Here is a 22,256-nt window from a genome sequence, read left to right on the forward strand (position 1 = left end):
CATGACGCGCCGCTATCGCAACGATACGGGCCGGCCGGCGAATCAGAGCTGCCCGGCCGCTCCCGTCCAGCGCAGGTAATCGCCGCGCGTCCAGTCGAGCGACACGCCGACGCGCTTCGTGCCGGGCCGGATCTTCGGCTTGTACACCGACAGCGTCAGCGATTCCAGCGCCGGCCATTCGCGGAACGACAGCACCGCGATATCGGCGACCAGCGTTTCGAGCAGCCGCGTATGCGGCTTGTGCGACAGGAACGACGCGACGCGCGCGCAATAGCCGTCGTAATCGATCCACTCGCCCTGCTCGCTCGGCTCGCAGCGATAGCCGAGCCGCGCATCGATCACGATCGGCTGCGGCGCTTCATGCTCGTGCGCGTGGATGCCGATCCGCGCGGGCACCTTCAGTTCGTCGACGAACACGCTCCAGCCGCGCCCGCGCAGGCGCGGCGCGTCGATCGCCACGAACGGTTCGTCGAACGGCTTCATGATGCGAGCGGCGCAGCGGCGTCGAGCATGATGCGCACGAAGTAGTCGGCGAAGCTGCGGCGCAGGACGATCTCGAACGTATCGTCGCCGGTCGGGACCAGCACGATCGACGTCTTGAAGTAGTGCGACTGCGCACACTGGCCCGGCTTGAACGCACGCGGATGGAAATCGAGCGGGCAGCCGCGCGCGAGCACGTCGCGCACGCGCTCGCCGCTGATCTCGACGACCGTGTAGCCGCTGCCGACATCGACGGCCGCCGCATACGAGCCCTGCACGGCTTCGGCGAGCTTCGCCTCGAGCACGCCGGCCTGCACGGGCCCGTTCGAGCGCACGAGCCACTCGTCGGGGCCGAGCCACAGCACGTCGTACTCGGCGCCGCGCGCGATCGTGTTCGGCGCGGCCGGCGGCCGGCAGCCGACCACGCGCTCGAACGCGGCGACGAACGCCGGGTCGCTCAACTCGCCGCGCACGTTGACGAGATCGAGGAACGGCCGCTCGCGCAGCGTGAACTTCTTCGATGCGCGCGCCTGGTGCGCCTTCAGCACGTCGGCCGCGCCGACGAACGGCGATTCAAGCGTCACGCCGCCCGCGCCCGCCACCTGCGTCTGGTTTCTCGTTTCATTCCACATGCTGGCGCACCCCTTCGGTATCGTAGAAAACCGGGCTCGAGATCTTCGCGGTGATGCGCTTGCCGTTGGCCAGCGGAATCACGACGCTCTCGCCCATCTTGTTCAGGCCGCCCTTCACCACCGCGAGCGCGATCGAGCGCTTCAGGATCGGGCTGTAGTAGGCCGACGTCACGTGGCCGATCATCGGCGTCGGATCGACCGCCGACACCTGCGTGTCCTTCGCGACGATCTGCGCGCCTTCCGGCAGCACGAACTGTTCGTCCTCGGTCAGCAGGCCGACGAACTGCTTGCGGCCTTCCTTCGCGGTGTCCGAGCGTGCGAGCGAACGCTTGCCGAGGAAGTCCTTCGACTTCGCGACCAGCCCGCCCATCCCGAGGTCGTAAGGCGTGACCGAGCCGTCGGTATCCTGTCCGACGATGATGTAGCCCTTCTCCGCGCGCAGCACGTGCATCGTCTCGGTGCCGTACGGCGTGATGTCGAACTCGGCGCCCGCCGCCATCAGCGCTTCCCACACCGCGCGGCCCGCATTCGCCGGCACGTTCACTTCATAGGCCAGCTCGCCCGAGAAGCTGATCCGCATCACGCGCGCCTTCGCGCCCGCGACGGTACCGTTCCGGTAGCTCATGAACGGGAACGCCTCGTTGCCGAAGTCGATGTCCTGGCACACCTTCTGCACGACCTTGCGGCTCTTCGGGCCGACCACCGCGAACGTCGCCCAGTGATCGGTGACCGACGACAGCCGCACCTTCATGTCGGGCCATTCGGTCTGCAGCCAGCGTTCGAGCCACGTGAGCACGCGCGCCGCGCCGCCGGTCGTGGTCGTCATCATGAAATGCTGGTCGGCGAGGCGCACCGTCACGCCGTCGTCGAACACCATCCCGTTCTCGTCGAGCATCAGCCCGTAGCGGCACTTGCCGACTTCGAGCTTGTTCCACGGGTTCGTGTACATCCAGTTCAGCAGCTTCACCGCGTCCGGGCCCTGGATGTCGATCTTGCCGAGCGTCGACGCGTCGAGAATGCCGACGCTGTTGCGCACCGCGAGGCATTCGCGCTTCACGGCCGCATGGAGATCCTCGCCGTTCTTCGGGAAATACCACGGCCGCTTCCAGTTGCCGACGTCCTCGAACAGCGCGCCGTGCTCGACGTGCCATTCGTGCACGCAGGTCTTGCGGATCGGGTCGAGGAAATCGCCGAGCTCGCGGCCCGCGAACGCGCCGAACGTCACCGGCGTGTAGTTCGGGCGGAACGTCGTCGTGCCCGTTTCCGGAATCGTCTTGCCGAGCGCCTGCGCGAGGATCGCCATCCCGTTGATGTTGCCGAGCTTGCCCTGATCGGTGCCGAAGCCCATCGCCGTATAGCGCTTCACGTGCTCGACCGACTCGAAGCCTTCGCGCGCGGCGAGCAGGATGTCGGCGGCCGACACGTCGTTCTGGAAGTCGACGAACTGCTTCGGCCCGCGCGCCGCGGCTTCGCGGCTGCCGACCAGCCACAACGGCTGCAGAGCGCCTTCGACGGTTTCCGCGACCTGCGGGGCGACCGGGCGCTGCGCGGCCGTGAAGCCCGCTGCCTTCGCCGCTTCCGCGCCCGCATCGACCGCGAGCCGCAGCGCGCGCGCCAGGCCGAATTCGCCGGCCGCCGCGCCGATGCTCGCTTCCGCCTGCACGGGCTTGCCCGGCAGGAAGCACGCCTTCTCGTCGTTCCAGCAAGCCTTGCCGCCCGACTGCGCGAACAGGTGCAGCACCGGGCTGAAACCGCCCGACATCGCGACGAGATCGCACGGCAGCGTCTGCAGCTTGCCGCCGACCTGCCCGTTCGTGCTGGACGCGACGTCGACCGACGATACACGCCACTTGCCCGACGCGCCCGTCACGACCGCACCGCTCATCACCGTCACGCCCTGCCGCTTGGCAGCGGCCGGCAGCGCGCCGTTCGACGACGCGCGCGAATCGACGACCGTCACCTTCGCGCCGCACGCCTTCAGGTCGAGCGCGGTCTGATAGGCGCGATCGTTGTTCGTGAACACGACCGCATTGCGGCCCGGCAGCACGCCGAAGCGATGCACGTACGTCGACACGGCCGACGCGAGCATCACGCCCGGCAGGTCGTTGTTGCCGAACACGATCGGACGCTCGTGCGCGCCGGTCGCGAGGATCACGCGCTTTGCGCGGACCTTCCACAGCAACTCGCGCGTGCCCTTGCGCATCGACACCGGCAGGTGATCGGTCAGACGCTGCGCGACCGTCACGAGGTTGTGGTCCTGGTAGCCGAATGCGGTGCTGCGCGACAGGATCGTCACGTCGGGCAGCTTGCGCAGCTCGGCCTCGATCTTCTCGACCCACTGCAGCGCGGGCTTCGCGTCGATCTCGGCGCGGCACGACAGCAGGCTGCCGCCGAGCTCGCGCTGATCGTCGACGAGGATCACGCGCGCGCCGGCCACGGCCGCCGCATGCGCGGCAGCAAGACCCGACGGGCCGCCGCCGACGACGAGCACGTCGCAGTGCGCATAGCACTTGTCGTAGCGATCGGCGTCGAGCACGTCGGGCGCTTTACCGAGGCCCGCCGCTTCGCGGATCTTCTCTTCGTACTTCGGCCACATCTTGCGCGGCCACATGAAGGTCTTGTAGTAGAAGCCGGCCGGCAGGAAGCGCGACAGCTTCTGGTTGAACGCGTACTTGTCGTTCTCGAGCGTCGGCTCGGCGTTCACGCTCGTCGCGACGAGCCCCTGGTACAGCTCGATCTCGGTCGCGCGCGCGTTCGGCACCGTGTACGGGCCCGATTCGAGCTGCACGACGGCGTTCGGTTCCGCGACGTCCGCCGTCACGATCCCGCGCGGGCGGTGGTACTTGAAGCTGCGTGCGACGAAATGCACGCCGTTCGCGAGCAGCGCGGACGCGAGCGTGTCGCCCTGGAAACCCTGGTAGGTGCGGCCGTTGAACGTGAACGTCAACGGAATCGCGCGATTGATGCGGCCACCGGTGCCGAGACGGTCTTTCTGGCTCATTTGCTCGTGCCCTCTTCGTGTGCGTTGCCGGCAGCCGCGCTACCGAACTTTTCGTAGCCCTTGATATCGTAGGTCACCGTGTCGCGCGTGGCCTTGAACCAGCGGCGGCAGCCCTGCGCATGAAGCCATTGCTCCTTGTGCAGCCCGCGCTTGTTCTCGCGCATGAACACGTATTCGCCCCATTCGCGGTCGGTCATGTTCTCGTTGTTGACGGGGCGCACGATGTCGGCTTCACCGCCGCACGAGAATTCGGATTCGGCGCGCGGCCCGCACCACGGACATTCGATCAGCAACATGTTTCTTTCTCCAATGGTCGGGTTAGTGCGCAACGGCGGCAGCGCCGTGCTCGTCGATCAGGTGACCCGTGTAGAAGCGGTCGAGTGCGAACGGCGCGTTCAGCGGATGCGGTTCGTCGCGCGCGATCGTGTGCGCGAACACCCAGCCCGAGCCGGGCGTCGCCTTGAAGCCGCCGGTGCCCCAGCCGCAGTTGAAATACAGGCCCTTCACGTCGGTCTTGGTGATGATCGGGCACGCGTCCGGCGACACGTCGACGATGCCGCCCCACTGGCGGTTCATCCGCACGCGCGAGAACACCGGGAACATCTCGACGATCGCCTGCAGCGTGCTTTCGATGATGTGGAAGCTGCCGCGCTGGCCGAAGCCCGTGTACTGGTCGATGCCCGCGCCGATCACGAGGTCGCCCTTGTCGGACTGGCTGATGTACGCGTGCACCGCGTTGGACATGATCACCGAGTTGACGACCGGCTTGATCGGCTCGGACACCAGCGCCTGCAGCGGGTGGCTTTCGATCGGCAACCGCACGCCGGCCATGTCGGCGAGCGTCGTCGTGTTGCCGGCCGCGACCACCGCGACCTTCTTCGCCTTGATGAAACCCTTCACCGTATCGACGCCGACCACCGCGCCGCCTTCGCGGCGAATGCCCGTCACCTGGCAGTTCTGGATGATGTCGACGCCCGCGCGGTCCGCGCCGCGCGCGAAGCCCCAGGCCACCGCATCATGGCGCGCGACGCCCGCACGGCGCTGGATCGATGCGCCGAGCACCGGGTAGCGGCTGTTCAGGTTGATCGTCGGCTCGATTTCCTTGATCTGCGCGGGCGTCAGGAATTCGGCGTCGACGCCGTTCAGCCGGTTCGCGTTCACGCGGCGCTCGGTGTCGCGCACGTCCTGCAGCGTGTGCGCGAGGTTCATCACGCCGCGCTGGCTGAACATCACGTTGTAGTTCAGGTCCTGCGACAGCCCTTCCCACAGCTTCATCGCCTTCTCGTACAGCGCAGCCGATTCGTCCCACAGATAGTTCGAGCGCACGATCGTCGTGTTGCGCGCGGTGTTGCCGCCGCCGATCCAGCCCTTCTCGAGGATCGCGACGTTCGTGATCCCGTGCTCCTTCGCGAGGTAGTACGCGGTCGCGAGGCCGTGGCCGCCGCCGCCGACGATCACGACGTCGTATTCCTTCTTCGGTTCCGGGCTCTTCCACTGCTTTTCCCAGTTCTCGTGATACGAGAGGCCGTTGCGGAACAGGCTGAATATCGAGTAGCGGCTCATTTTGATGGACCCTTCGTTAGCATTCGATGACGTTCACGGCGAGACCGCCGCGCGACGTTTCCTTGTATTTCGTCTTCATGTCGGCGCCGGTCTCGCGCATCGTCTTGATCACGGAATCGAGCGACACGTAGTGCTGGCCGTTGCCCTTGAGCGCCATGCGCGACGCGTTCAGCGCCTTGATCGCGCCCATCGCGTTGCGCTCGATGCACGGGATCTGCACGAGCCCGCCGACGGGATCGCAGGTCATGCCGAGGTTGTGCTCCATGCCGATCTCGGCCGCGTTCTCGACCTGGTCGGGCGTGCCGCCCATCACGGCCGCGAGCGCGGCGGCGGCCATCGAGCACGCGACGCCCACTTCGCCCTGGCAACCGACTTCCGCGCCGGAGATCGACGCGGTTTCCTTGTAGATGATCCCGATCGCGGCGGCCGTCAGCAGGAATTCGACGATGCCGGCTTCGTTCGAGCCCGGCACGAATTTCACGTAGTAATGCAGCACCGCGGGGATCACGCCGGCCGCGCCGTTGGTCGGCGCGGTGACCACGCGACCGCCCGCCGCGTTCTCCTCGTTGACGGCCATCGCGTACAGGTTGACCCAGTCGAGCATCGACAGCGGGTCGCGCAGCGACTCTTCCGAACGGGCGCGCAGGTGACCATTCATCTCGGCCGCGCGGCGCTTCACGCGCATCGGGCCCGGCAGGTCGCCCTCGACCTTGCAGCCGCGCTCGACGCACGCGGCCATCGTGCGCCAGATCGCGAGCAGCCCGGCGCGCACCTCGTCGGCGGGGCGCAGCGCGCATTCGTTGCGCAGCATCAGCTCGGCGATCGACAGCCCGTGTTCGCGGCACTGGCGCATCAGGTCGTCGCCGGTGCGGAACGGATACGGCACCTCGACCGCCGCGCGCACGCCGTTCACGCGATCGCCGTCGCGGTTCACGACGAAGCCGCCGCCGACCGAGTAATACTCTTTCTCGACCAGCAGCTGGCCGTGTTCGTCGAACGCCTGGAAGCGCATGCCGTTCGGATGCACGATGCTCGTGCCGCTCATCAGCTTGCGATAGAAGCCGATGTGCTCCTTTTCCTCGAAGCGGACCGTCTGCTTGCCGAGCAGCGACAGCGACTTCTCCGCGCGGATCGCCGCGAGCCGCGGCTCGATCAGGTCCGGATCGATCGTGTCGGGCAGGTGGCCCTCGAGGCCGAGCAGCACGGCCTTGTCGGTGCCGTGGCCCTTGCCGGTCGCGCCGAGCGAGCCGTACAGCTCAACCCGCACGCGGCGCACGAAGCCGAGCAGGTTCGCGTCCTCGACGTGCGACGCGAAGCGGCACGCGGCGATCATCGGGCCGACCGTATGCGAACTGGACGGGCCGATGCCGATCTTGAACAGGTCGAACGCGCTGACGTTCATCTGGCTTCCTCTGGGATGGGCGTACGTGAAATGTCGTTGGGCCTCAGTACATCAAAGCGTAAAATCGGCCGATAGAACAAAAACGGCATCGGCGTGGGATACCGCCGCCAAGCGCCGCGCCGGCCACCCCGAAAGTGCGTTTTGGCGATGGTTCGCGACGAAAAACCACAAGTCCGGCGGGAGCCGATCGGCGACGCTGGCTCCATCCGCGCCGCCCCGGCAGCCGTACCCGCAACCCGAGTGAAACGAGTGAGACCGCCTGCCCGGCGTGACGAGATTGGCCGCGATGACACCCGACGTACCCGCCTCCCCCCTTGCAGAACCCGCACCGCGGCGCATCCGCTTCGGCATCGTGCTGCTGCCGAACTTCACGCTGACGGCCTTCTCGGGTTTCGTCGACATGCTGCGGCTGTCGGCCGACGACGGCGACTACAGCAAGCCCGTGCGCTGCGCGTGGAGCGTGATCGGCGAGACGCTCGCGCCGGTGCGCGCGAGTTGCGGGATCCAGATCACGCCGTGGGAGACGTTCGACGCGGCCGAGCCGTTCGACTACGTGGTGGTGGTCGGCGGGCTGCTGCATTCGGGGCCGCAAGCCGGCCCTGAAACCCTCGATTTCATCCGCCGCGCGGCGGCCGGCGGCGCGACGGTCGTCGGGATCTGCACGGGCGTGTTCACGCTGATGCGCGCCGGCGTGCTCGACGGCTATCGCACCTGCGTGAGCTGGTTCCACTACTGGGATTTCATCGAGCGCTTCCCGGCCGCCGATCCCGACCTGCTGATCGCCGACCGGTTGTTCGTGATCGACCGGCGCCGGATCACGTGCTCGGGCGGCCGCGCGTCGATCGACGTCGCCGCCGCGATCCTGCTGCGCCATTTCGACCATGCGACCGTGCAGAAGGCGCTGCGCATCCTGCTCGTCGGCGAGATGCAGAAAGGCAATGCGCCGCAACCGCATCCGCCGGGCCTCGAACCGGCGACGCACCCGAAGGTCAAGCGCGCGATTCTCCTGATGGAACAGCATGTCGGGCGCGCGCTGCCGCTCGAGGAACTCGCGTGCAAGCTCGACCTGTCGACGCGGCAGCTCGAGCGCCTGTTCAAGGCGGAGACGGGCAAGAGCCCGCAGGCGTTCGCGAAACAGGTGCGGCTGCGCACGGCCGCGTGGCTGCTGACGAGTTCGGACCGCACGGTGGCCGATATCGCGTCGAGCTGCGGGTTCGCCGATGCATCGCACCTCGGGCGCGAGTTCCGCAAGCAGTTCGGCGTGCCGCCGGCGACGTATCGGGAGCGTGGCGGAGAAGGGGCGGAAGCCGGCGCGGCGATGGCGGCCGACCCCGTCGAGGACATCGCCGACTGACGGCCACGGGCGCCCGCGCCCGTCACGATCGACCATGGCACAACACCCCGCCGTATCGGTTTCGGTTCTTTTGGAACCGGTTTCATCGAATTTGACCGACGTTCACCCACGTTAACCGAGGGTTATCCCGGATGCTGACGCACATTCAAATTTGTATGATGACCACATCACCTTACAAACCAGAGCACCATGTTCGAGAAAATTCCCGCCCGTGCGATGAGCGATCACGTCGCGCAGCAACTGCTCAAGCAGATCGAGGTCGGCAGTTTCTCGGCCACCGGCAAGCTGCCGACGGAAGCCGTGCTCGCACAGGAATTCGGCGTGAGCCGCACCGTGATCCGCGAGGCGATCTCGCGGCTGAAGAACGAAGGCGTGGTCGAGCCGCGCCAGGGCAGCGGCGTGTACGTGAACCAGCACGGCGCGATCCGGCCGCTGCGGATCGACTACGCGGAAGCGGTCGAAGCTAGCTCGCTGCCGCACCTGCTCGCGGTGCGCCGCGCGATCGAAGCTGAAGTCGCGGCCGAAGCCGCACTGCATCACACCGCCGACGACATGGCCGACATCGACGACGCGCTGCGCAAGATCGACGATGCGGTGGCCGAAGGGCGCGACGGCGTCGCGGAAGACGTCGCATTCCACCGCACGATCGCGGCCGTCACCGGCAACCCCTATTTCCTGAAGACGCTGCAGTTCCTGAACCAGTACCTCGAAGCCGGCGTGAAGGTCACGCGTCGCAACGAAGCGACGCGCGAGGATTTCTCGCGCCAGGTGCGCGAGGAACACGCGGCGATCGCCGATGCGATCCGCGCACGCGACCCGATGGCCGCGCGCAACGCGGCGCGCACGCACATGTACAACGCCGCCCGCCGTCTCGCGGAAGCCGGCATCTGCTGAAGCCGGCGGCGTCTGCCGAGGCAGGCGCCGCCGTCGTCCCGACCCTCTCCCGAATCGATCAAGGTTGACCATGTCACGAAATGTTGGAGTCATCGGCCTCGGCGCGATGGGCCTCGGCGTCGCCCGCTCGCTGCTGCGCGCAGGCTTGCGCGTGCATGCCTGCGACGTGCGCGACGCCGTGCTGCAGGCCTTCGCCGCCGAAGGCGGCGTGGCCTGTGCGACGCCGGCCGAGCTCGGCGCGCAGTGCGACGTCGTCGTCACGCTCGTCGTCAATGCCGCGCAGACGGAAACGGTGCTGTTCGGCGAGCACGGCGCGGTCGCGGCGATGAAGCCCGGCGGCGTCGTGATCGCGAGCGCGACCGTCGCGCCCGAATTCGCGGTCGCCCTCGGCGCCCGCATCGAGGCCGCCGGCCTGCAGATGCTCGACGCGCCCGTATCGGGCGGCGCCGCGCGCGCGGCTTCCGGCGAGATGACGATGATGACGTCCGGCCCGGCCGCCGCGTATGCGGGCTGCGAAGACGTGCTCGCCGCGATCGCCGGCAAGGTCTACCGCCTCGGCGACGCGCACGGCATCGGCTCGAAGGTGAAGATCATCAACCAGTTGCTGGCCGGCGTGCACATCGCGGCCGCCGCCGAGGCGATGGCGCTGGGCCTGCGCGAAGGCGTCGATGCCGACGCACTGTACGACGTGATCACGCACAGCGCCGGCAATTCGTGGATGTTCGAGAACCGCGTGCCGCACATCCTGAACGGCGACTACACGCCGCTGTCGGCCGTCGACATCTTCGTGAAGGATCTCGGCCTCGTGCTCGACACCGCGCGCCGCAGCAAATTCCCGCTGCCGCTGTCGGCCACCGCGCATCAGATGTTCATGAGCGCGTCGAGCGCCGGCCACGGCGGCGAGGACGATTCCGCCGTCATCAAGACTTTCCCCGGCATCACGCTGCCGCCCGCCCGCTGATTCGAACGACGTACCTGCCATGACCGCTTCCGCTTCCCGTCCCCTGCTCGGCTGCATCGCCGACGATTTCACCGGCGCGACCGATCTCGCGAACATGCTCGTCAAGAGCGGCATGCGCACCGTGCAGACGATCGGCGTGCCCGCCGGCGACGCCGCAGTCGATACCCTGATCGACGCCGACGCGATCGTCGTCGCGCTGAAGTCGCGCACGATCCCCGCAGCCGACGCCGTCGCGCAATCGCTCGCCGCATACGAATGGTTGCGCGCGCAAGGTTGCCGGCAGTTCTTCTTCAAGTACTGCTCGACATTCGACTCCACCGACGCGGGCAACATCGGGCCCGTGGCCGACGCACTGCTCGATGCGGCCGGCGGCGGTTTCTCGATCGCGTGCCCGGCGTTTCCCGAGAACGGCCGCACGATCTATCGCGGCCACCTGTTCGTCGGCGACGTGCTGCTGAACGAATCGGGCATGGAGAATCATCCGCTCACGCCGATGAAGGACGCGAACCTCGTGCGCGTGCTGCAACGGCAGACGAAGTCGCCGGTCGGCCTGATCCGCTACGACACGATCGCGCTGGGCGCGGCCGCGGTACGCACGCGGATCGACCAGTTGCGCGCGGAAGGCGCACGCTTCGCGATCGCCGACGCGCTGTCGGATCGCGACCTCTACGTACTCGGCGAAGCATGCGCGGGCCTGCCGCTCGTCACCGGCGGCTCGGGCATCGCGCTCGGCCTGCCCGCGAATTTCCGCCGCGCGGAATTGCTGCCCGAACGCGACAACGCGGCGGCGCTGCCGCGCATCGAAGGCCTGTCGGCCGTGCTCGCCGGCAGCGCATCGAAGGCCACCAACGCGCAGGTCGCCGCCTGGCGCGCGACGCGGCCGAGCTTCCGCATCGATCCGCTCGCGGCGTCGCGCGGCGAGCCCGTCGTCGATCAGGCGCTGGCCTTCGCGCGCTCGCACCTGCCGCAGCCCGTGCTGATCTACGCGACTGCGACGCCCGACGAAGTGAAGGCCGTCCAGCAGGCGCTCGGCGTCGAAGCGGCCGGCCATCTCGTCGAAAGCACGCTCGCCGCGATCGCGAAGGGCCTGCGTGCGCTTGGCGTGCGCAAGTTCGTCGTCGCCGGCGGCGAAACGTCCGGCGCGGTCGTACAGGCGCTCGACGTGAAGTCGCTGCAGATCGGCGCGCAGATCGATCCGGGTGTGCCGGCGACAGCCACGCCCGAAGGAAGTCCCCGTGGGACGATCGACGCCGAGCCGCTCGGCCTCGCGCTGAAGTCCGGCAACTTCGGCACGACCGACTTCTTCGACAAGGCGCTGCGTGCGCTGGACGGAGCCGCACGATGAGCGACGAAGCCAAACTGCGCGAAGAGATCTGCGTCGTCGGCGCGAGCCTGTATGCGCGCGGCCACGCGGTCGGCAGCGCCGGCAACATCAGCGCGCGCCTGGCCGACGGCTGGCTGATCACGCCGACCGACGCGTGCCTCGGCCGGCTCGACCCGAACGACATCGCGAAGGTCAGCCTCGACGGCCAGCCCGTGTCGGGCGGCAAGCCGTCGAAGACGCTCGCATTGCATCGCGGCATCTACGCGCGCAACGCGGAAGCGAACGGCATCGTCCACACGCATTCGACACACCTCGTCGCGCTGACGCTCGCGGGCGTATGGCGCGACACCGACGTGCTGCCGCCGATCACGCCGTACTACGTGATGAAGGTCGGCCACATCCCGCTGATCCGTTATCGCCGCCCGGGCGACCCCGATGTCGCGGCCGAAGTCGCGGCGCTCGCCGATCGGGTGCGCGGCGTGCTGCTCGACCGTCTCGGCCCCGTGATGTGGGGAGCGTCGGTGTCGCACGCATCGTATGCGCTCGAGGAGCTCGAGGAAACCGCGCGGCTGTGGCTGATGACGAACCCGAAGCCCGAACCGCTCTCCGACGCGGCGCTCGACGAACTGCGCCAGAGCTTCGGCGCGCGCTGGTAACGCTTCACGTATCGCGCTTCACGCACCGATTCCCATGCCCGCCGTGTGCGCGGGCCCTTCCGTCAGCACACACACGATCCGGCGGCGTACGCGCCGCCGGCAGACAATATCCCTGGAGACGACGATGACTGCTCTCGACGCGGCCGCAAGCCGCTCGCCCGCCGCGCCCGCCCACTCGGCCGAACTCGACCGCACCTACAAGAAAGTGTTCTGGCGGATCGTGCCGTTCCTGATGCTCTGCTACGTGGTCGCGTATCTCGACCGTGTGAACGTCGGCTTCGCGAAGCTGCAGATGTCGCAGGATCTCGCGTTCAGCGAAACCGTGTTCGGGCTCGGCGCGGGCATCTTCTTCCTCGGCTACTTCCTGTTCGAACTGCCGAGCAACATGCTGATGCACCGCATCGGCGCGCGCATCTGGATCGCGCGGATCATGATCACGTGGGGCCTGCTGTCCGCGCTGTTCGCGTTCGTGAAGACGCCGACGCAGTTCTACGTGCTGCGCTTCCTGCTCGGCCTCGCGGAAGCCGGCTTTTATCCCGGCGTGATCCTGTACCTCACGTACTGGTTCCCGTCGCACCGCCGCGCGAAGATCATCGCGGTGTTCATGTCCGCGATTCCCGTGTCGGGCATCTTCGGCAACCCGCTGTCGGGCTGGATCATGGAGCGCTTCCACGGCGGCTCGGGTTTCCACGGCTGGCAATGGATGTTCATGATCGAGGCCGTGCCGGCCGTGCTCGTCGGCATCGCGACGATCCTGTATCTCGACAACAGCATCCGCAGCGCGAAGTGGCTCGACGAGCGTGAAAAGCAACTGCTCGAAGACGAGATCGCCGCGCAGCCGCAGGAACAGCAGAAGCACGGCCATTCGCTGAAGACCGTGTTCTCCGACCCGCGCATGTGGTGGATGTCGCTGATCTACTTCGCGTTCGTCACCGGCCAGTACGGCCTCACGTTCTGGATGCCGACGCTCGTGAAATCGACCGGCATCACCGATACGCTGCAGATCGGCCTGCTGTCCGCGATTCCGTTCCTCGTCGCGATCGTCGTGATGAACCTGTTCGGCCACAGCGCGGACAAGCGCCGCGAACGCCGCTGGCACCTGATCGTGCCGGCGCTGATGGGCGCGGTCGGGTTTGCGGTCGCCGCGTCGTACTCGCACAATACGGCGGTGTCGATCGTGTTCCTGTCGCTCGCGGCAGGCGGCGTGCTGACCTGCGCGCCGCTGTTCTGGTCGCTGCCGACCGCGTTCCTCGCGGGCTCCGCCGCCGCCGCCGGGATCGCGATCATCAACTCGGTCGGCAACCTCGCCGGCTTCGCGAGCCCGTACGTGATCGGCTACCTGAAGGACGTCACGCACAGCACGTCGTCCGGCATGTACGTGCTCGCCGCCATGCTCGTGCTCGGCGCGATCGCCGTGTGGCTCACGCCCGCGAAACTCGTGAACCGCTGACCCTACGACGCGGGGCGCAGCCAGCCCCGCCCCATTCATTCACAGGACCCGCTGCCATGCCACGCTTCGCCGCCAACCTCTCGATGATGTACAACGAGCACGCGTTCCTCGAACGCTTCGCCGCTGCCGCCTACGACGGCTTCAAGGCCGTCGAGTACCTGTTCCCGTACGACTTCGCCGCCGAGGACATCCGCGCGCGCCTCGACGCGCACAACCTCGAGCAGGCGCTGTTCAACGCGCCGCCCGGCGACTGGGCCGCGGGCGAACGCGGGACCGCGTCGCTGCCCGGCCGCGAGGACGAATTCCGCCGCGGCATCGATCAGGCGCTCGACTATGCACGCGTGATCGGCAACAAGAAGCTGCACGTGATGGCCGGCATGGTCGCGCCGGGCGCGGACCGCGCACGTCATCGCGACACCTACGTCGCGAACCTGCGGCATGCGGCGCAGGCCGCCGCCGCGCACGGCGTCACGGTGCTGATCGAGCCGATCAACCAGCGCGACATGCCCGGCTATTTCCTGAGCCGCCAGGACGACGCGCACGCGATCTGCGCGGACGTCGGCGCACCGAACCTGAAAGTGCAGTTCGACTGCTATCACTGCCAGATCGTCGAAGGCGATCTCGCGATGAAGCTCAAGCGCGATTTCGCGGGCATCGGCCACATCCAGATCGCGGGCGTGCCCGAGCGCCACGAGCCGGATATCGGCGAACTCAACTACCCGTATCTGTTCGAGCTGATCGATGCGCTCGGCTACGACGGCTGGATCGGCTGCGAATACCGCCCGAAGGCTGGTACATCCGATGGCCTCGGCTGGCTCAAGCCGTACCTGTAATTCAAGCATTCCCACGAGGGTAAAGAACATGAAAGTCCTGATCACCGGCGGCGCCGGATTTCTCGGCCAGCGCCTTGCGCGCAAGCTGCTCGAACGCGGCGAACTGACCGGCCCCGACGGCCGCACCGGCAAGATCGACGAGCTGGTGCTGCTCGACGTCGTCGAGGGCAGCGATTTCGGCGATGCGCGCGTGACGTCGATCGTCGGCGACATCGCCGATCGCGCGGTGCTCGAAAGCGCGATCGACACGCAGACCGGCGCGATCTTCCACCTCGCGGCGATCGTCAGCGGGCAGGCCGAAGCCGATTTCGATCTCGGCATGCGGATCAACCTCGATGCGTCGCGCACGCTGCTCGAAGTGTGCCGCGCGCGCGGCCACCAGCCGCGCGTCGTGTTCACGAGCTCCGTCGCGGTGTACGGCGGCGCGCTGCCCGATGTCGTGCAGGACGACACCGCGCTGAACCCGCAATCGTCGTACGGCGCCGAGAAGGCGATCGCCGAACTGCTGCTGTGCGACTACGCGCGGCGCGGCTTCGTCGACGGCCGCGTGCTGCGGCTGCCGACGATCAGCGTGCGGCCGGGCCGCCCGAACGCGGCGGCGTCGTCGTTCGCGAGCGGCATCATTCGCGAACCGCTGAACGGCGAGGAAAGCGTGTGCCCGGTGCCGGGTTCGACACGGCTGTGGCTGCTGTCGCCGCGCGGCGCGATCGAAGCGCTCGTCGCGGGCTGCGAGATCGACAGCGCGAAGCTCGGCAACAAGCGCGTGATCAACCTGCCCGGCCTGTCGGTGTCGGTCGACGAGATGATCGAAGCGCTGCGCGAAGTCGCGGGCGACGAGGTCGTGAAGCTGATCCGCCACGCACCCGACGAGCGCGTCGAGAAGATCGTCGGCAGCTGGCCGGGCCGTTGGGATACGACGCGTGCGGAAGCGCTCGGGCTGAAGGGCGATACGTCGTTCGCGGATGTGATCCGCAGCCATATCGCCGACGAACGGCGCTGATTCACGCGCCGCCTGCCGCGCAGGCAGGTACCGCCGGCCCGCGTCAGCGCGGCCGGGCGGATTCCCCGATGTGCAGCGACCCGTGTTTCGTGCCGCCCGGCCGGTTCGTCGAACCGGCCGCCCACTGCCACGCCAGCAGGCCCGGCAGATAGAACAGCAGGTCGCGCACGCGGCGGGCGCCGGCAAGCGCAAGGCAGGTCGGCGGGTCGAACCCGAGCAGCCCGCCGATCAGCACGAACCCGCCCTCCTGTACGCCCAGGCCGCCGGGCATCAGGAACGCGATGCTGCTCACGAGCTGGATCAGCGCCTCGATCGCGAGCGCCTGCGCGAAGGTCGGATCGGCGCCGAGGAAATACAGCGCCAGCCAGATTTCCAGCGAATAACCCACGAACTGCAGCGTCTGCCATATCGCGAGATAGCGCACGACGATGCCGGTCTTTCTCCAGATCATCCGGATCGACTGATCAGTGCGCGCCGATTCGCCGACCAGCGCCACCACCTTGCCGCTAGTGATCCGGTTGATCACGTGCATCGCGCGCTCGAACGGCCGCGCATGCTGCACCAGCGCGAACAGCAGCAGCACCGGCACCAGCGCCGCCATGCCGATCGCGAGCTGCGCAGCGACCTGCGCCGCATCGGACGATACGTGCTTGAGCACGTAGCCGATCGCGATCAGCGCGAATATCAGTTGGCTGATCAGGGTGAGCTGCATGTCGGCGACGAGGCTGGCCACGACCGTTGCCGGCCGCACGCCCGCCTGCCGCAGCAGCCCGAACGACACGATCTCGCCGCCGATCCGCGCGACCGGCAGCAACCCGTTGATCGATTCGCGAATCCAGACGAGCTTCAGCATCGTCGCAAACGACGGCCGGCGCGGGCTGCGGATCAGCATCCGCCAGTCCCACGCATTCGCGAGCATCGGCAGGATGTGCGCCAGCGCGGCGATGAGCAACCCGGCGCCTGCGATCCGCAGCCGTTGCAGGATTTCCAGCGGATGTTCGCGCCAGATCAGCCACACCGCGAGCGCCAGCCCGGCCAGCGCCGCCGCACGCGCCGCGTGGCGCAGCCGTGCCTCGTGACGCGCGGACTGCCGGTCCGCGTCGGCGTCGGCGTCGTTCGTCCGGGTCGTCATGACTTGGCCGCCGGCGACAGCAAACCCTCCCGGTCGACGCGAAAGCGCGTGCCGCGCCAGACGACGTGCGACGAGAAGAAGCTCGACACGAACACCACGAACTGCAGCAGATCGACGAACGGCAGCCACAGCGCGCCGCGCAAGCCCGCGCCGGTCGCACGGCTCGTTTTCAGCATCAGCAGCGCCCGCGCGGCGAGCGCCGCGAGCGCCAGCCCGCACGCGGCGGCCGTGCCGCCGGAGAACAGCACCGCCAGCAGCGCGAGCGGCAGCGGGTGCATCAGCACCGACCCGGCATGACCGACCCGGTCCGCCGCGCGGATCGTGCAGCTCCAGCGCAATTCGTGCGCATACAGCGTGGCGAACGTCTCCTCGACACAGGCGTGCCCGACGGCGAACGGCGGGATCACGACCTGCGCGCCCGCTTGCCGCACCGCTTCACCCAGCGCGTGATCTTCGGCGAGATGATGCGCGAAACGCGTCAAGCCGCCGATGCGTTCGAGCGTCGCGCGCGTGATCGCAATCGTCTGCCCAAAGCACGGGCGCGCGCGCCCGATGAAGAGCCCGGTAATCACGCCCGGCAGGAAATGGTAGTTGGTCATCGCGACGGCGATACCGGGCCAGAAGCCCGGCGACGCAATACCGCGATACACGCTCGTCACGATGCCGACATCCGGCTGCTGTAGCGCACCGACGACGCCGCGCAAATAATCGCGCTCGACCAGCACGTCGCTGTCGGCCAGACAGAGCACCGAGTGCTCCGCGTGTTCGAGCATGTTGACGAGATTCGCGATCTTGCGGTTCGGCCCGTACAGCCGCGCATCGGCGACGACCTTGATGTTCGCGTCCGGATAGCGCGCGCGCAGCGTCTCGACGGCGGCGAGCGCCGCGTCGCCCGCATCGTGCACGCCGAACAGATGCTGAACCGGCCCCGGATAGTCCTGTACGAAGAAGCTTTCAAGATGCTGTACGAGATCCCACTCGTCGCCGTGCAGCGGCTTCGCGACGGTGACGCCCGGATAATCGCGCGGCACCGCCGCCGCGCGTGAAAAGAACCTGCCGACCAGCACGCTGGCCGTCACGGTATAAGCAATGCCCAGCAACACGCCCAACCCGCAGACGATCGACATTGCCCCGGCCAGCGCGTGCAGCACATGCAGCAAAACCATGCTTCTCCCCAGTGGTGACCCGTACCGCCGCGACGCCCGAAGCCGGCCGCGCACACGCGGGTTCACCCGTGCACGCTGCCGTATCGATTCCCGTTGAGCCGGATGTGAAGGACGACCAATAAACGGTACACGCAATCGGATGACACAACTACCGTGCGGCGATCGATTCCGGTCAGGCGCACCTGTCCGCACGCGAGCGCCGCATTGAACGCCGCATCGGCCAGCTTGCGGGCTGAAAGGATCGCCGTTGCGACCGCGACGACGGTCCAGACGCGAAACGTCATCGTCGTGAAAAATGCTTCAGGTATGCGCCATGCGAGCAACGACACCAGCACGAAGCACTGAATGAACATGCCGGCCAGCGCGGCGATCAGCAGGTGGGCGCGCCATCGCTCGATCGTCGAGGGTGTCATGAAGAATGAACCTCCCGTGCGGGCGACCCGGGTCGATCTGAAATCAAACTGAAGGGTCGCTGATTCGTGGGCAAGTGCGCTCGGTCCATGCCGGGCGCGGCAAACCCGGATCGGGATCAGGGGGGAAATGTCGTGGCCGATAGTAGCGGGAATACCCGTGGCAAACCTTAAGCGTTCTTCAGAATCGGGCGATGCCCGGGATCGCTCGATTACAATCCGTTGCATCGCGTGCCCTGTCGGTGCTCGTACAATCGCAGGCATCTGCACGCGAATCGACCATGCGACTCCTTCTTGTTGAAGACGACGATCTGATCGGCAGCGGCCTCGAAGTCAGCCTGAGCCAGGCCGGCTATCACGTCGACTGGCTGCGCGACGGCCACGCGGCCGCCGCGGCACTCGCGACGACGCGCTTCGCGCTCGTCGTGCTCGATCTCGGCCTGCCGGGGAAATCGGGAACGGAGCTGTTGCGTGGATTGCGCGATGCGGGCGATACGGTTCCCGTGCTGGTGCTGACCGCGCGCGGCACCGTCGCCGACCGCGTCCGCGGCCTCGACGACGGCGCGGACGACTATCTCGCGAAGCCGTTCGAACTGTCCGAGGTGCTCGCCCGCTGTCGCGCGCTCGTGCGGCGCTCCCAGGGCCGCGCCGGCGACGAGATCGTCTGGCGCGACGTCACGATCGACCTGACCACCCATACCGTCACGCGCGACGCGTCGCGCATCGCACTCACCGCGCGGGAGTGGGCCATCCTCGTTCAACTCGTCAGCCACCCGGGCACGCCGCAGTCGCGCGCGCGCCTCGAGGATGGCCTGTACGGATGGCAGGACGGCGTCGAAAGCAATGCGATCGAGGTCCATATCTCGAACCTGCGCAAGAAGCTCGGCGCGGAATTGATCCGCACCGTCCGGGGCATCGGCTACGTCGTCGACGCGCCATGATCTCGCGCTCGATACGACGCCGCGTGTCGGCGATGGCGCTCGGCTGCGTCACCGTCGTATGGATCGTCGCCGTCTTCGGCGGCTTCCACCACGCCACGCGCGAGATCGGCGAATGGGAAGATGCGCGCCTCGTCGAATACGCGTCGCTGCTCGTCGGCCTGTCGCCGGCCGACCTCGGCCGCCTCGCCCGCTTCCCGCCCGATGCGCGTGTCGAGCTCGCCTTCGGCGATTCGCGATCGGGCCCCGACAGCGACGGCGATCGCCTGCCGCGCGACGTGCTGTTCGAGGTGCGCGACGCGCAGAACCACGTCATCGCATCGAACCTGCCGCGCGACGCCGCCGGCCTGCCCGATGCGCGCGCCCCGCGCGGCGCGCCGACGACGATCGTCATCCGCGACGCGCAATGGCGCACGCACACGCTGCGCGACAGTGAGTCCGGGCGATGGATACGCGTGATGGAAACGGTCAACACGCGCAGCGATCTGGCGACCGGCATCGCGCGCGGCATCGTGTTGCCGCTGATCGTCGCGCTGCCGGTGCTCGCGCTGCTCCTCTGGTACATGATCGGCCACAGTCTCGCGCCGTTGAAAACGCTGTCGACGCTGATCGGCGCGCGCGATGCGCGATCGCTCGAACCGCTCGACGTCGCCACCGTGCCGGACGAAGTGCGCGCGCTGGTCGACGCGATCGACCGGCTGCTGGCCCGGCTGCGGCAATCGATCGTGCGCGAACGCGCGTTCACGTCCGACGCGGCGCACGAACTCAAGACGCCGCTGGCCGCGATCAAGGTACAGGCGCAGGTGGCGATCGCGACCGACGACCCGGCGCGCAAGCAACTCGCGATGCAACGTGTCGTGCAGGGCGTCGATCGCAGCGCGCGTCTCGCCGAACAGTTGCTGCTGCTCGCGCGGCTCGACGAATACGAACGCATTCCGACGCGCGCCGTCGTCGTTCGCGAACTCGTCGACGCAGCGATCGATCGTCATCTCGCGAAGGCGTCGGACAAGGCGATCGACCTCGTTGCCGGTGACGCATCCGAACGCGCGATCGATGCCGACCCGATCCTGATCGGCATCCTGCTCGACAATCTCGTCGACAACGCGATCAAATACGGGCGCCAGGGCGGCCGCATCGAGCTCGGCCTGCACGACGACGGCGCGCTGCAACGCATCATCGTGCGCGACGACGGGCCGGGCGTCGTCTCCGGCGAACACGAGCGGCTCGGCGATCGCTTCTATCGCGGCAGCGGCACGCAGTCGCCCGGCAGCGGGCTCGGGTTGTCGATCGTCAAGCGCATCGCGCAATATTTCGGCGGCACCGTGCAGTTCGAGCCGGGCATCGGCGGTCATGGGCTCGGCGTCGTGATCGCGCTGCCGTCGGCGGACGCCGCCGCATCGCCGCAGCACGATGCGCCCGCCGGCGAGCACGACGACCGAACGCGCGCGATGCCGCGTGCTTAACGTTTCGTTAAGGATTCGCCCGTAGAATCCGCGGACACAATACGATCCCCGCCGTTCGTCAGGAGGCATCATGCCCACGCCCGCTCGATATGACGCAGTCGCACGTTTTCTTCACTGGCTGATCGTCGCGCTGGTCGTCGCGCAATACGCGATCGGCTGGACGATGCCCGACGTGCATCGCGATACGCAACCGGTCGGCCTGATCGCCGCGCACCTGATCGTGGGAACCGCATTGCTCGCGGCGATGGCTTGCCGCGTGCTGTGGCGCGCCACCCATCGCCCGCCGGCAAGCGAGCTGTCGCCCGCGATGCGCGCGTTGTCGGGTGCGACGCATTTCGCGCTCTACGCGCTGCTGATCGCGGTGCCGCTGCTCGGCTGGATCAACGCGTCGTCGCGCGCGTGGGCCGTGACGCTCGTCGGGCTCGTTCCGTTGCCGGCGCTGTCAGCGGCCGGGTCCGGATTCGGTCACGCGATGGGCGACGTGCACGGCATCCTCGCCTGGGTGCTGTTCGCCGGCATTGGCCTGCACGTGGCCGCCGCGCTCGCGCACCGCTTCGTGCTGCGCGATCAGGTCCTGCAGCGGATGCTGCCGTGGTGACGCCCCCGCCCTTCAGCGCGCCGTCGCGCGATTGAACCGGTCTGTTCCGCTTCATCGTACGATCGAGCGCCCCGTCCATCGCGGCCGGTTGACGAGATGATCGCGACGCCGCGCGAAGCGGCGTGCGATGAGCGGCATCGCGGCCGGCGCCCTTCGGCCGCGCCGCGCGACGTGCAGCGCATGCGGCTTGCCGTACCGCGAACACGATGGCCACGCGCCACACACGTCCATAGCGGCACCTAGTTTCCGGTCTGTACCGGCATGCCGGGGCCGGACGCATGCGCCATCCTGGCCTGCTCCTGTGCGGCGAGCCGCGCTTGCGCAGCCTGAATGTCCGCCGGATACTCGCCGTCGTCCCCCTTCGCCGGGTCGTACCCGGCCGCTTCCAGACGCATCAGCTCGTCGCGAACCTGCGCACGCGTCAGCGGCGCGTTCGATTGCGCGAATGCCGACTGACCGGCGATCGCGCCAATCATCATCAGTAGTGCGATATATGCTTTCATGATGAACTCCTTCCATGTTCCGTATCGATCAACCGTGGTGAATGCCGAACCTGCGCACGCAGGCGGCGGGTTGCGTCAACTGCCGAAATAGATCGTGCAGAAGCTCGCGGGGCCGACGCATGCGGCCGGGCGCTGGCGCGGCGACATCGCCGCCGGCTTGCCTGCGTCGGATGACGCGGCCGGATCGCTGCCGACCGCCGTGCTGGCCTGATGCTGCGGCATCTGTTCGACCTGCCGCTGGAAGAGCGGGCTCACGTCCGGATACGACGTGTCGGTCACGAAGCGCAACCCGTTGTTTTCGGCGTCGATCAGTTCCTGCCTGACCTGTGCGCGCGTGAGTGCCTGTGCCGACGCTTGCGTCGCGACACCCGCGAGAGACATCGCCGCCACGGTAGCGGCCACCAGCCAATGCGTGTTCATGTTCCACTCCTTAAGAAGTCAACGAGACGATGTGCTACACCCGTATGACGACGGAGGGGGTTCGTTTATTCCCGCG

22 protein-coding genes are annotated in these 22,256 nt (G+C 67.8%); 11 read left to right on the plus strand and 11 right to left on the minus strand.

The genetic code is table 11. The annotated features are described in order from the left end of the window. Nucleotides 1-42: 42 nt before the first annotated feature. Genes BBJ41_RS25825 through BBJ41_RS25850 form a run of 6 tightly spaced genes read right to left on the minus strand, consistent with a single transcriptional unit; the run spans nt 43 to nt 7,078 of the window. The gene (locus BBJ41_RS25825) at nt 43-483 is read right to left on the minus strand and encodes a dihydroneopterin aldolase (protein ID WP_034186032.1); all 441 of its coding nucleotides are present in this window, start codon (nt 481-483) and stop codon (nt 43-45) included. Further along, complete coding sequence (locus BBJ41_RS25830; RefSeq protein ID WP_069749078.1) at nt 480-1,112, minus strand: sarcosine oxidase subunit gamma; 633 nt, start codon at nt 1,110-1,112, stop codon at nt 480-482. The genes BBJ41_RS25825 and BBJ41_RS25830 overlap by 4 nt, the downstream gene beginning before the upstream one ends. Further along, nucleotides 1,102-4,113 carry a sarcosine oxidase subunit alpha family protein gene (locus tag BBJ41_RS25835; protein ID WP_069749079.1) on the minus strand — a complete coding sequence of 1,004 codons (3,012 nt, stop codon included), beginning with the start codon at nt 4,111-4,113 and terminating at the stop codon, nt 1,102-1,104. Before BBJ41_RS25835 ends, BBJ41_RS25830 begins: the two co-directional genes overlap by 11 nt. After that, nucleotides 4,110-4,409: a sarcosine oxidase subunit delta gene (locus tag BBJ41_RS25840; protein ID WP_069749080.1), complete on the minus strand. Its 300-nt coding sequence runs from the start codon at nt 4,407-4,409 to the stop codon at nt 4,110-4,112. Before BBJ41_RS25840 ends, BBJ41_RS25835 begins: the two co-directional genes overlap by 4 nt. Nucleotides 4,410-4,431: 22 nt before the next feature. Continuing rightward, nucleotides 4,432-5,676 (minus strand): sarcosine oxidase subunit beta family protein, encoded by a 1,245-nt coding sequence (locus BBJ41_RS25845; protein ID WP_006480591.1) that lies wholly within the window; start codon nt 5,674-5,676, stop codon nt 4,432-4,434. A gap of 16 nt (nt 5,677-5,692) precedes the next feature. Further along, entirely contained in the window at nt 5,693-7,078 is a 1,386-nt protein-coding gene (locus tag BBJ41_RS25850) for an L-serine ammonia-lyase (RefSeq protein ID WP_069749081.1), read from the minus strand. Between the two features lie 286 nt (nt 7,079-7,364). On the opposite strand from BBJ41_RS25850, the gene BBJ41_RS25855 reads away from it, so the two are divergent. The 8 genes from BBJ41_RS25855 (at nt 7,365) to denD (ending at nt 15,550) form a co-directional block, all read left to right on the plus strand. After that, nucleotides 7,365-8,432, plus strand: coding sequence for a GlxA family transcriptional regulator (locus tag BBJ41_RS25855; protein ID WP_069749082.1), 1,068 nt, complete (start codon nt 7,365-7,367; stop codon nt 8,430-8,432). 189 nt (nt 8,433-8,621) lie between these two features. Continuing rightward, complete coding sequence (locus BBJ41_RS25860; RefSeq protein ID WP_059452152.1) at nt 8,622-9,326, plus strand: FadR/GntR family transcriptional regulator; 705 nt, start codon at nt 8,622-8,624, stop codon at nt 9,324-9,326. A gap of 70 nt (nt 9,327-9,396) precedes the next feature. Continuing rightward, nucleotides 9,397-10,287, plus strand: a complete 891-nt coding sequence (gene ltnD, locus BBJ41_RS25865) for an L-threonate dehydrogenase (RefSeq protein ID WP_069749083.1) — start codon at nt 9,397-9,399, stop codon at nt 10,285-10,287. A gap of 19 nt (nt 10,288-10,306) precedes the next feature. Further along, nucleotides 10,307-11,632: a 3-oxo-tetronate kinase gene (otnK, locus tag BBJ41_RS25870; protein WP_069749084.1), complete on the plus strand. Its 1,326-nt coding sequence runs from the start codon at nt 10,307-10,309 to the stop codon at nt 11,630-11,632. Beyond that, on the plus strand, nt 11,629-12,267 hold the full coding sequence (gene otnC, locus BBJ41_RS25875; protein ID WP_069749085.1) for a 3-oxo-tetronate 4-phosphate decarboxylase: 639 nt from the start codon (nt 11,629-11,631) through the stop codon (nt 12,265-12,267). The genes otnK and otnC overlap by 4 nt, the downstream gene beginning before the upstream one ends. Before the next feature lie 124 nt (nt 12,268-12,391). Then, the gene (locus BBJ41_RS25880; protein WP_069749086.1) at nt 12,392-13,717 is read left to right on the plus strand and encodes an MFS transporter; all 1,326 of its coding nucleotides are present in this window, start codon (nt 12,392-12,394) and stop codon (nt 13,715-13,717) included. Between the two features lie 56 nt (nt 13,718-13,773). Continuing rightward, nucleotides 13,774-14,550: a 2-oxo-tetronate isomerase gene (otnI, locus tag BBJ41_RS25885; protein WP_069749087.1), complete on the plus strand. Its 777-nt coding sequence runs from the start codon at nt 13,774-13,776 to the stop codon at nt 14,548-14,550. A gap of 28 nt (nt 14,551-14,578) precedes the next feature. Next, a complete protein-coding gene (gene denD / locus BBJ41_RS25890) occupies nt 14,579-15,550 on the plus strand; it encodes a D-erythronate dehydrogenase (RefSeq protein ID WP_069749088.1) in 972 nt (323 codons plus the stop codon). Between the two features lie 43 nt (nt 15,551-15,593). On the opposite strand, the gene BBJ41_RS25895 is transcribed toward denD, so the two are convergent. The 3 genes from BBJ41_RS25895 to BBJ41_RS40655 form a co-directional block, all read right to left on the minus strand. Then, on the minus strand, nt 15,594-16,682 hold the full coding sequence (locus BBJ41_RS25895; RefSeq protein ID WP_069749089.1) for a lysylphosphatidylglycerol synthase domain-containing protein: 1,089 nt from the start codon (nt 16,680-16,682) through the stop codon (nt 15,594-15,596). Next, complete coding sequence (hpnI, locus tag BBJ41_RS25900) at nt 16,679-17,848, minus strand: bacteriohopanetetrol glucosamine biosynthesis glycosyltransferase HpnI (protein ID WP_083281980.1); 1,170 nt, start codon at nt 17,846-17,848, stop codon at nt 16,679-16,681. The genes BBJ41_RS25895 and hpnI overlap by 4 nt, the downstream gene beginning before the upstream one ends. A gap of 62 nt (nt 17,849-17,910) precedes the next feature. Continuing rightward, the gene (locus BBJ41_RS40655; protein WP_156814872.1) at nt 17,911-18,486 is read right to left on the minus strand and encodes a hypothetical protein; all 576 of its coding nucleotides are present in this window, start codon (nt 18,484-18,486) and stop codon (nt 17,911-17,913) included. A gap of 53 nt (nt 18,487-18,539) precedes the next feature. Between BBJ41_RS40655 and BBJ41_RS25910 the strand changes: the two genes are divergently transcribed. The 3 genes from BBJ41_RS25910 to BBJ41_RS25920 all read left to right on the plus strand — a co-directional run bounded on the left by BBJ41_RS25910 (nt 18,540) and on the right by BBJ41_RS25920 (nt 21,257). Further along, nucleotides 18,540-19,199: a response regulator gene (locus tag BBJ41_RS25910; protein WP_069749091.1), complete on the plus strand. Its 660-nt coding sequence runs from the start codon at nt 18,540-18,542 to the stop codon at nt 19,197-19,199. After that, the gene (locus BBJ41_RS25915) at nt 19,196-20,659 is read left to right on the plus strand and encodes an ATP-binding protein (RefSeq protein WP_069749092.1); all 1,464 of its coding nucleotides are present in this window, start codon (nt 19,196-19,198) and stop codon (nt 20,657-20,659) included. The genes BBJ41_RS25910 and BBJ41_RS25915 overlap by 4 nt, the downstream gene beginning before the upstream one ends. 70 nt (nt 20,660-20,729) lie before the next feature. Further along, nucleotides 20,730-21,257 carry a cytochrome b gene (locus tag BBJ41_RS25920; protein ID WP_069749093.1) on the plus strand — a complete coding sequence of 176 codons (528 nt, stop codon included), beginning with the start codon at nt 20,730-20,732 and terminating at the stop codon, nt 21,255-21,257. Nucleotides 21,258-21,496: 239 nt separating this feature from the next. Here the strand turns inward: BBJ41_RS25920 and BBJ41_RS25930 are convergent, their stop codons facing one another. Then, nucleotides 21,497-21,760: a DUF4148 domain-containing protein gene (locus tag BBJ41_RS25930; protein WP_069749095.1), complete on the minus strand. Its 264-nt coding sequence runs from the start codon at nt 21,758-21,760 to the stop codon at nt 21,497-21,499. A gap of 75 nt (nt 21,761-21,835) precedes the next feature. Continuing rightward, the gene (locus tag BBJ41_RS25935) at nt 21,836-22,180 is read right to left on the minus strand and encodes a DUF4148 domain-containing protein (protein ID WP_069749096.1); all 345 of its coding nucleotides are present in this window, start codon (nt 22,178-22,180) and stop codon (nt 21,836-21,838) included. Nucleotides 22,181-22,256: the final 76 nt, after the last annotated feature.

The organism is Burkholderia stabilis (assembly GCF_001742165.1).
Lineage (GTDB): Bacteria > Pseudomonadota > Gammaproteobacteria > Burkholderiales > Burkholderiaceae > Burkholderia > Burkholderia stabilis.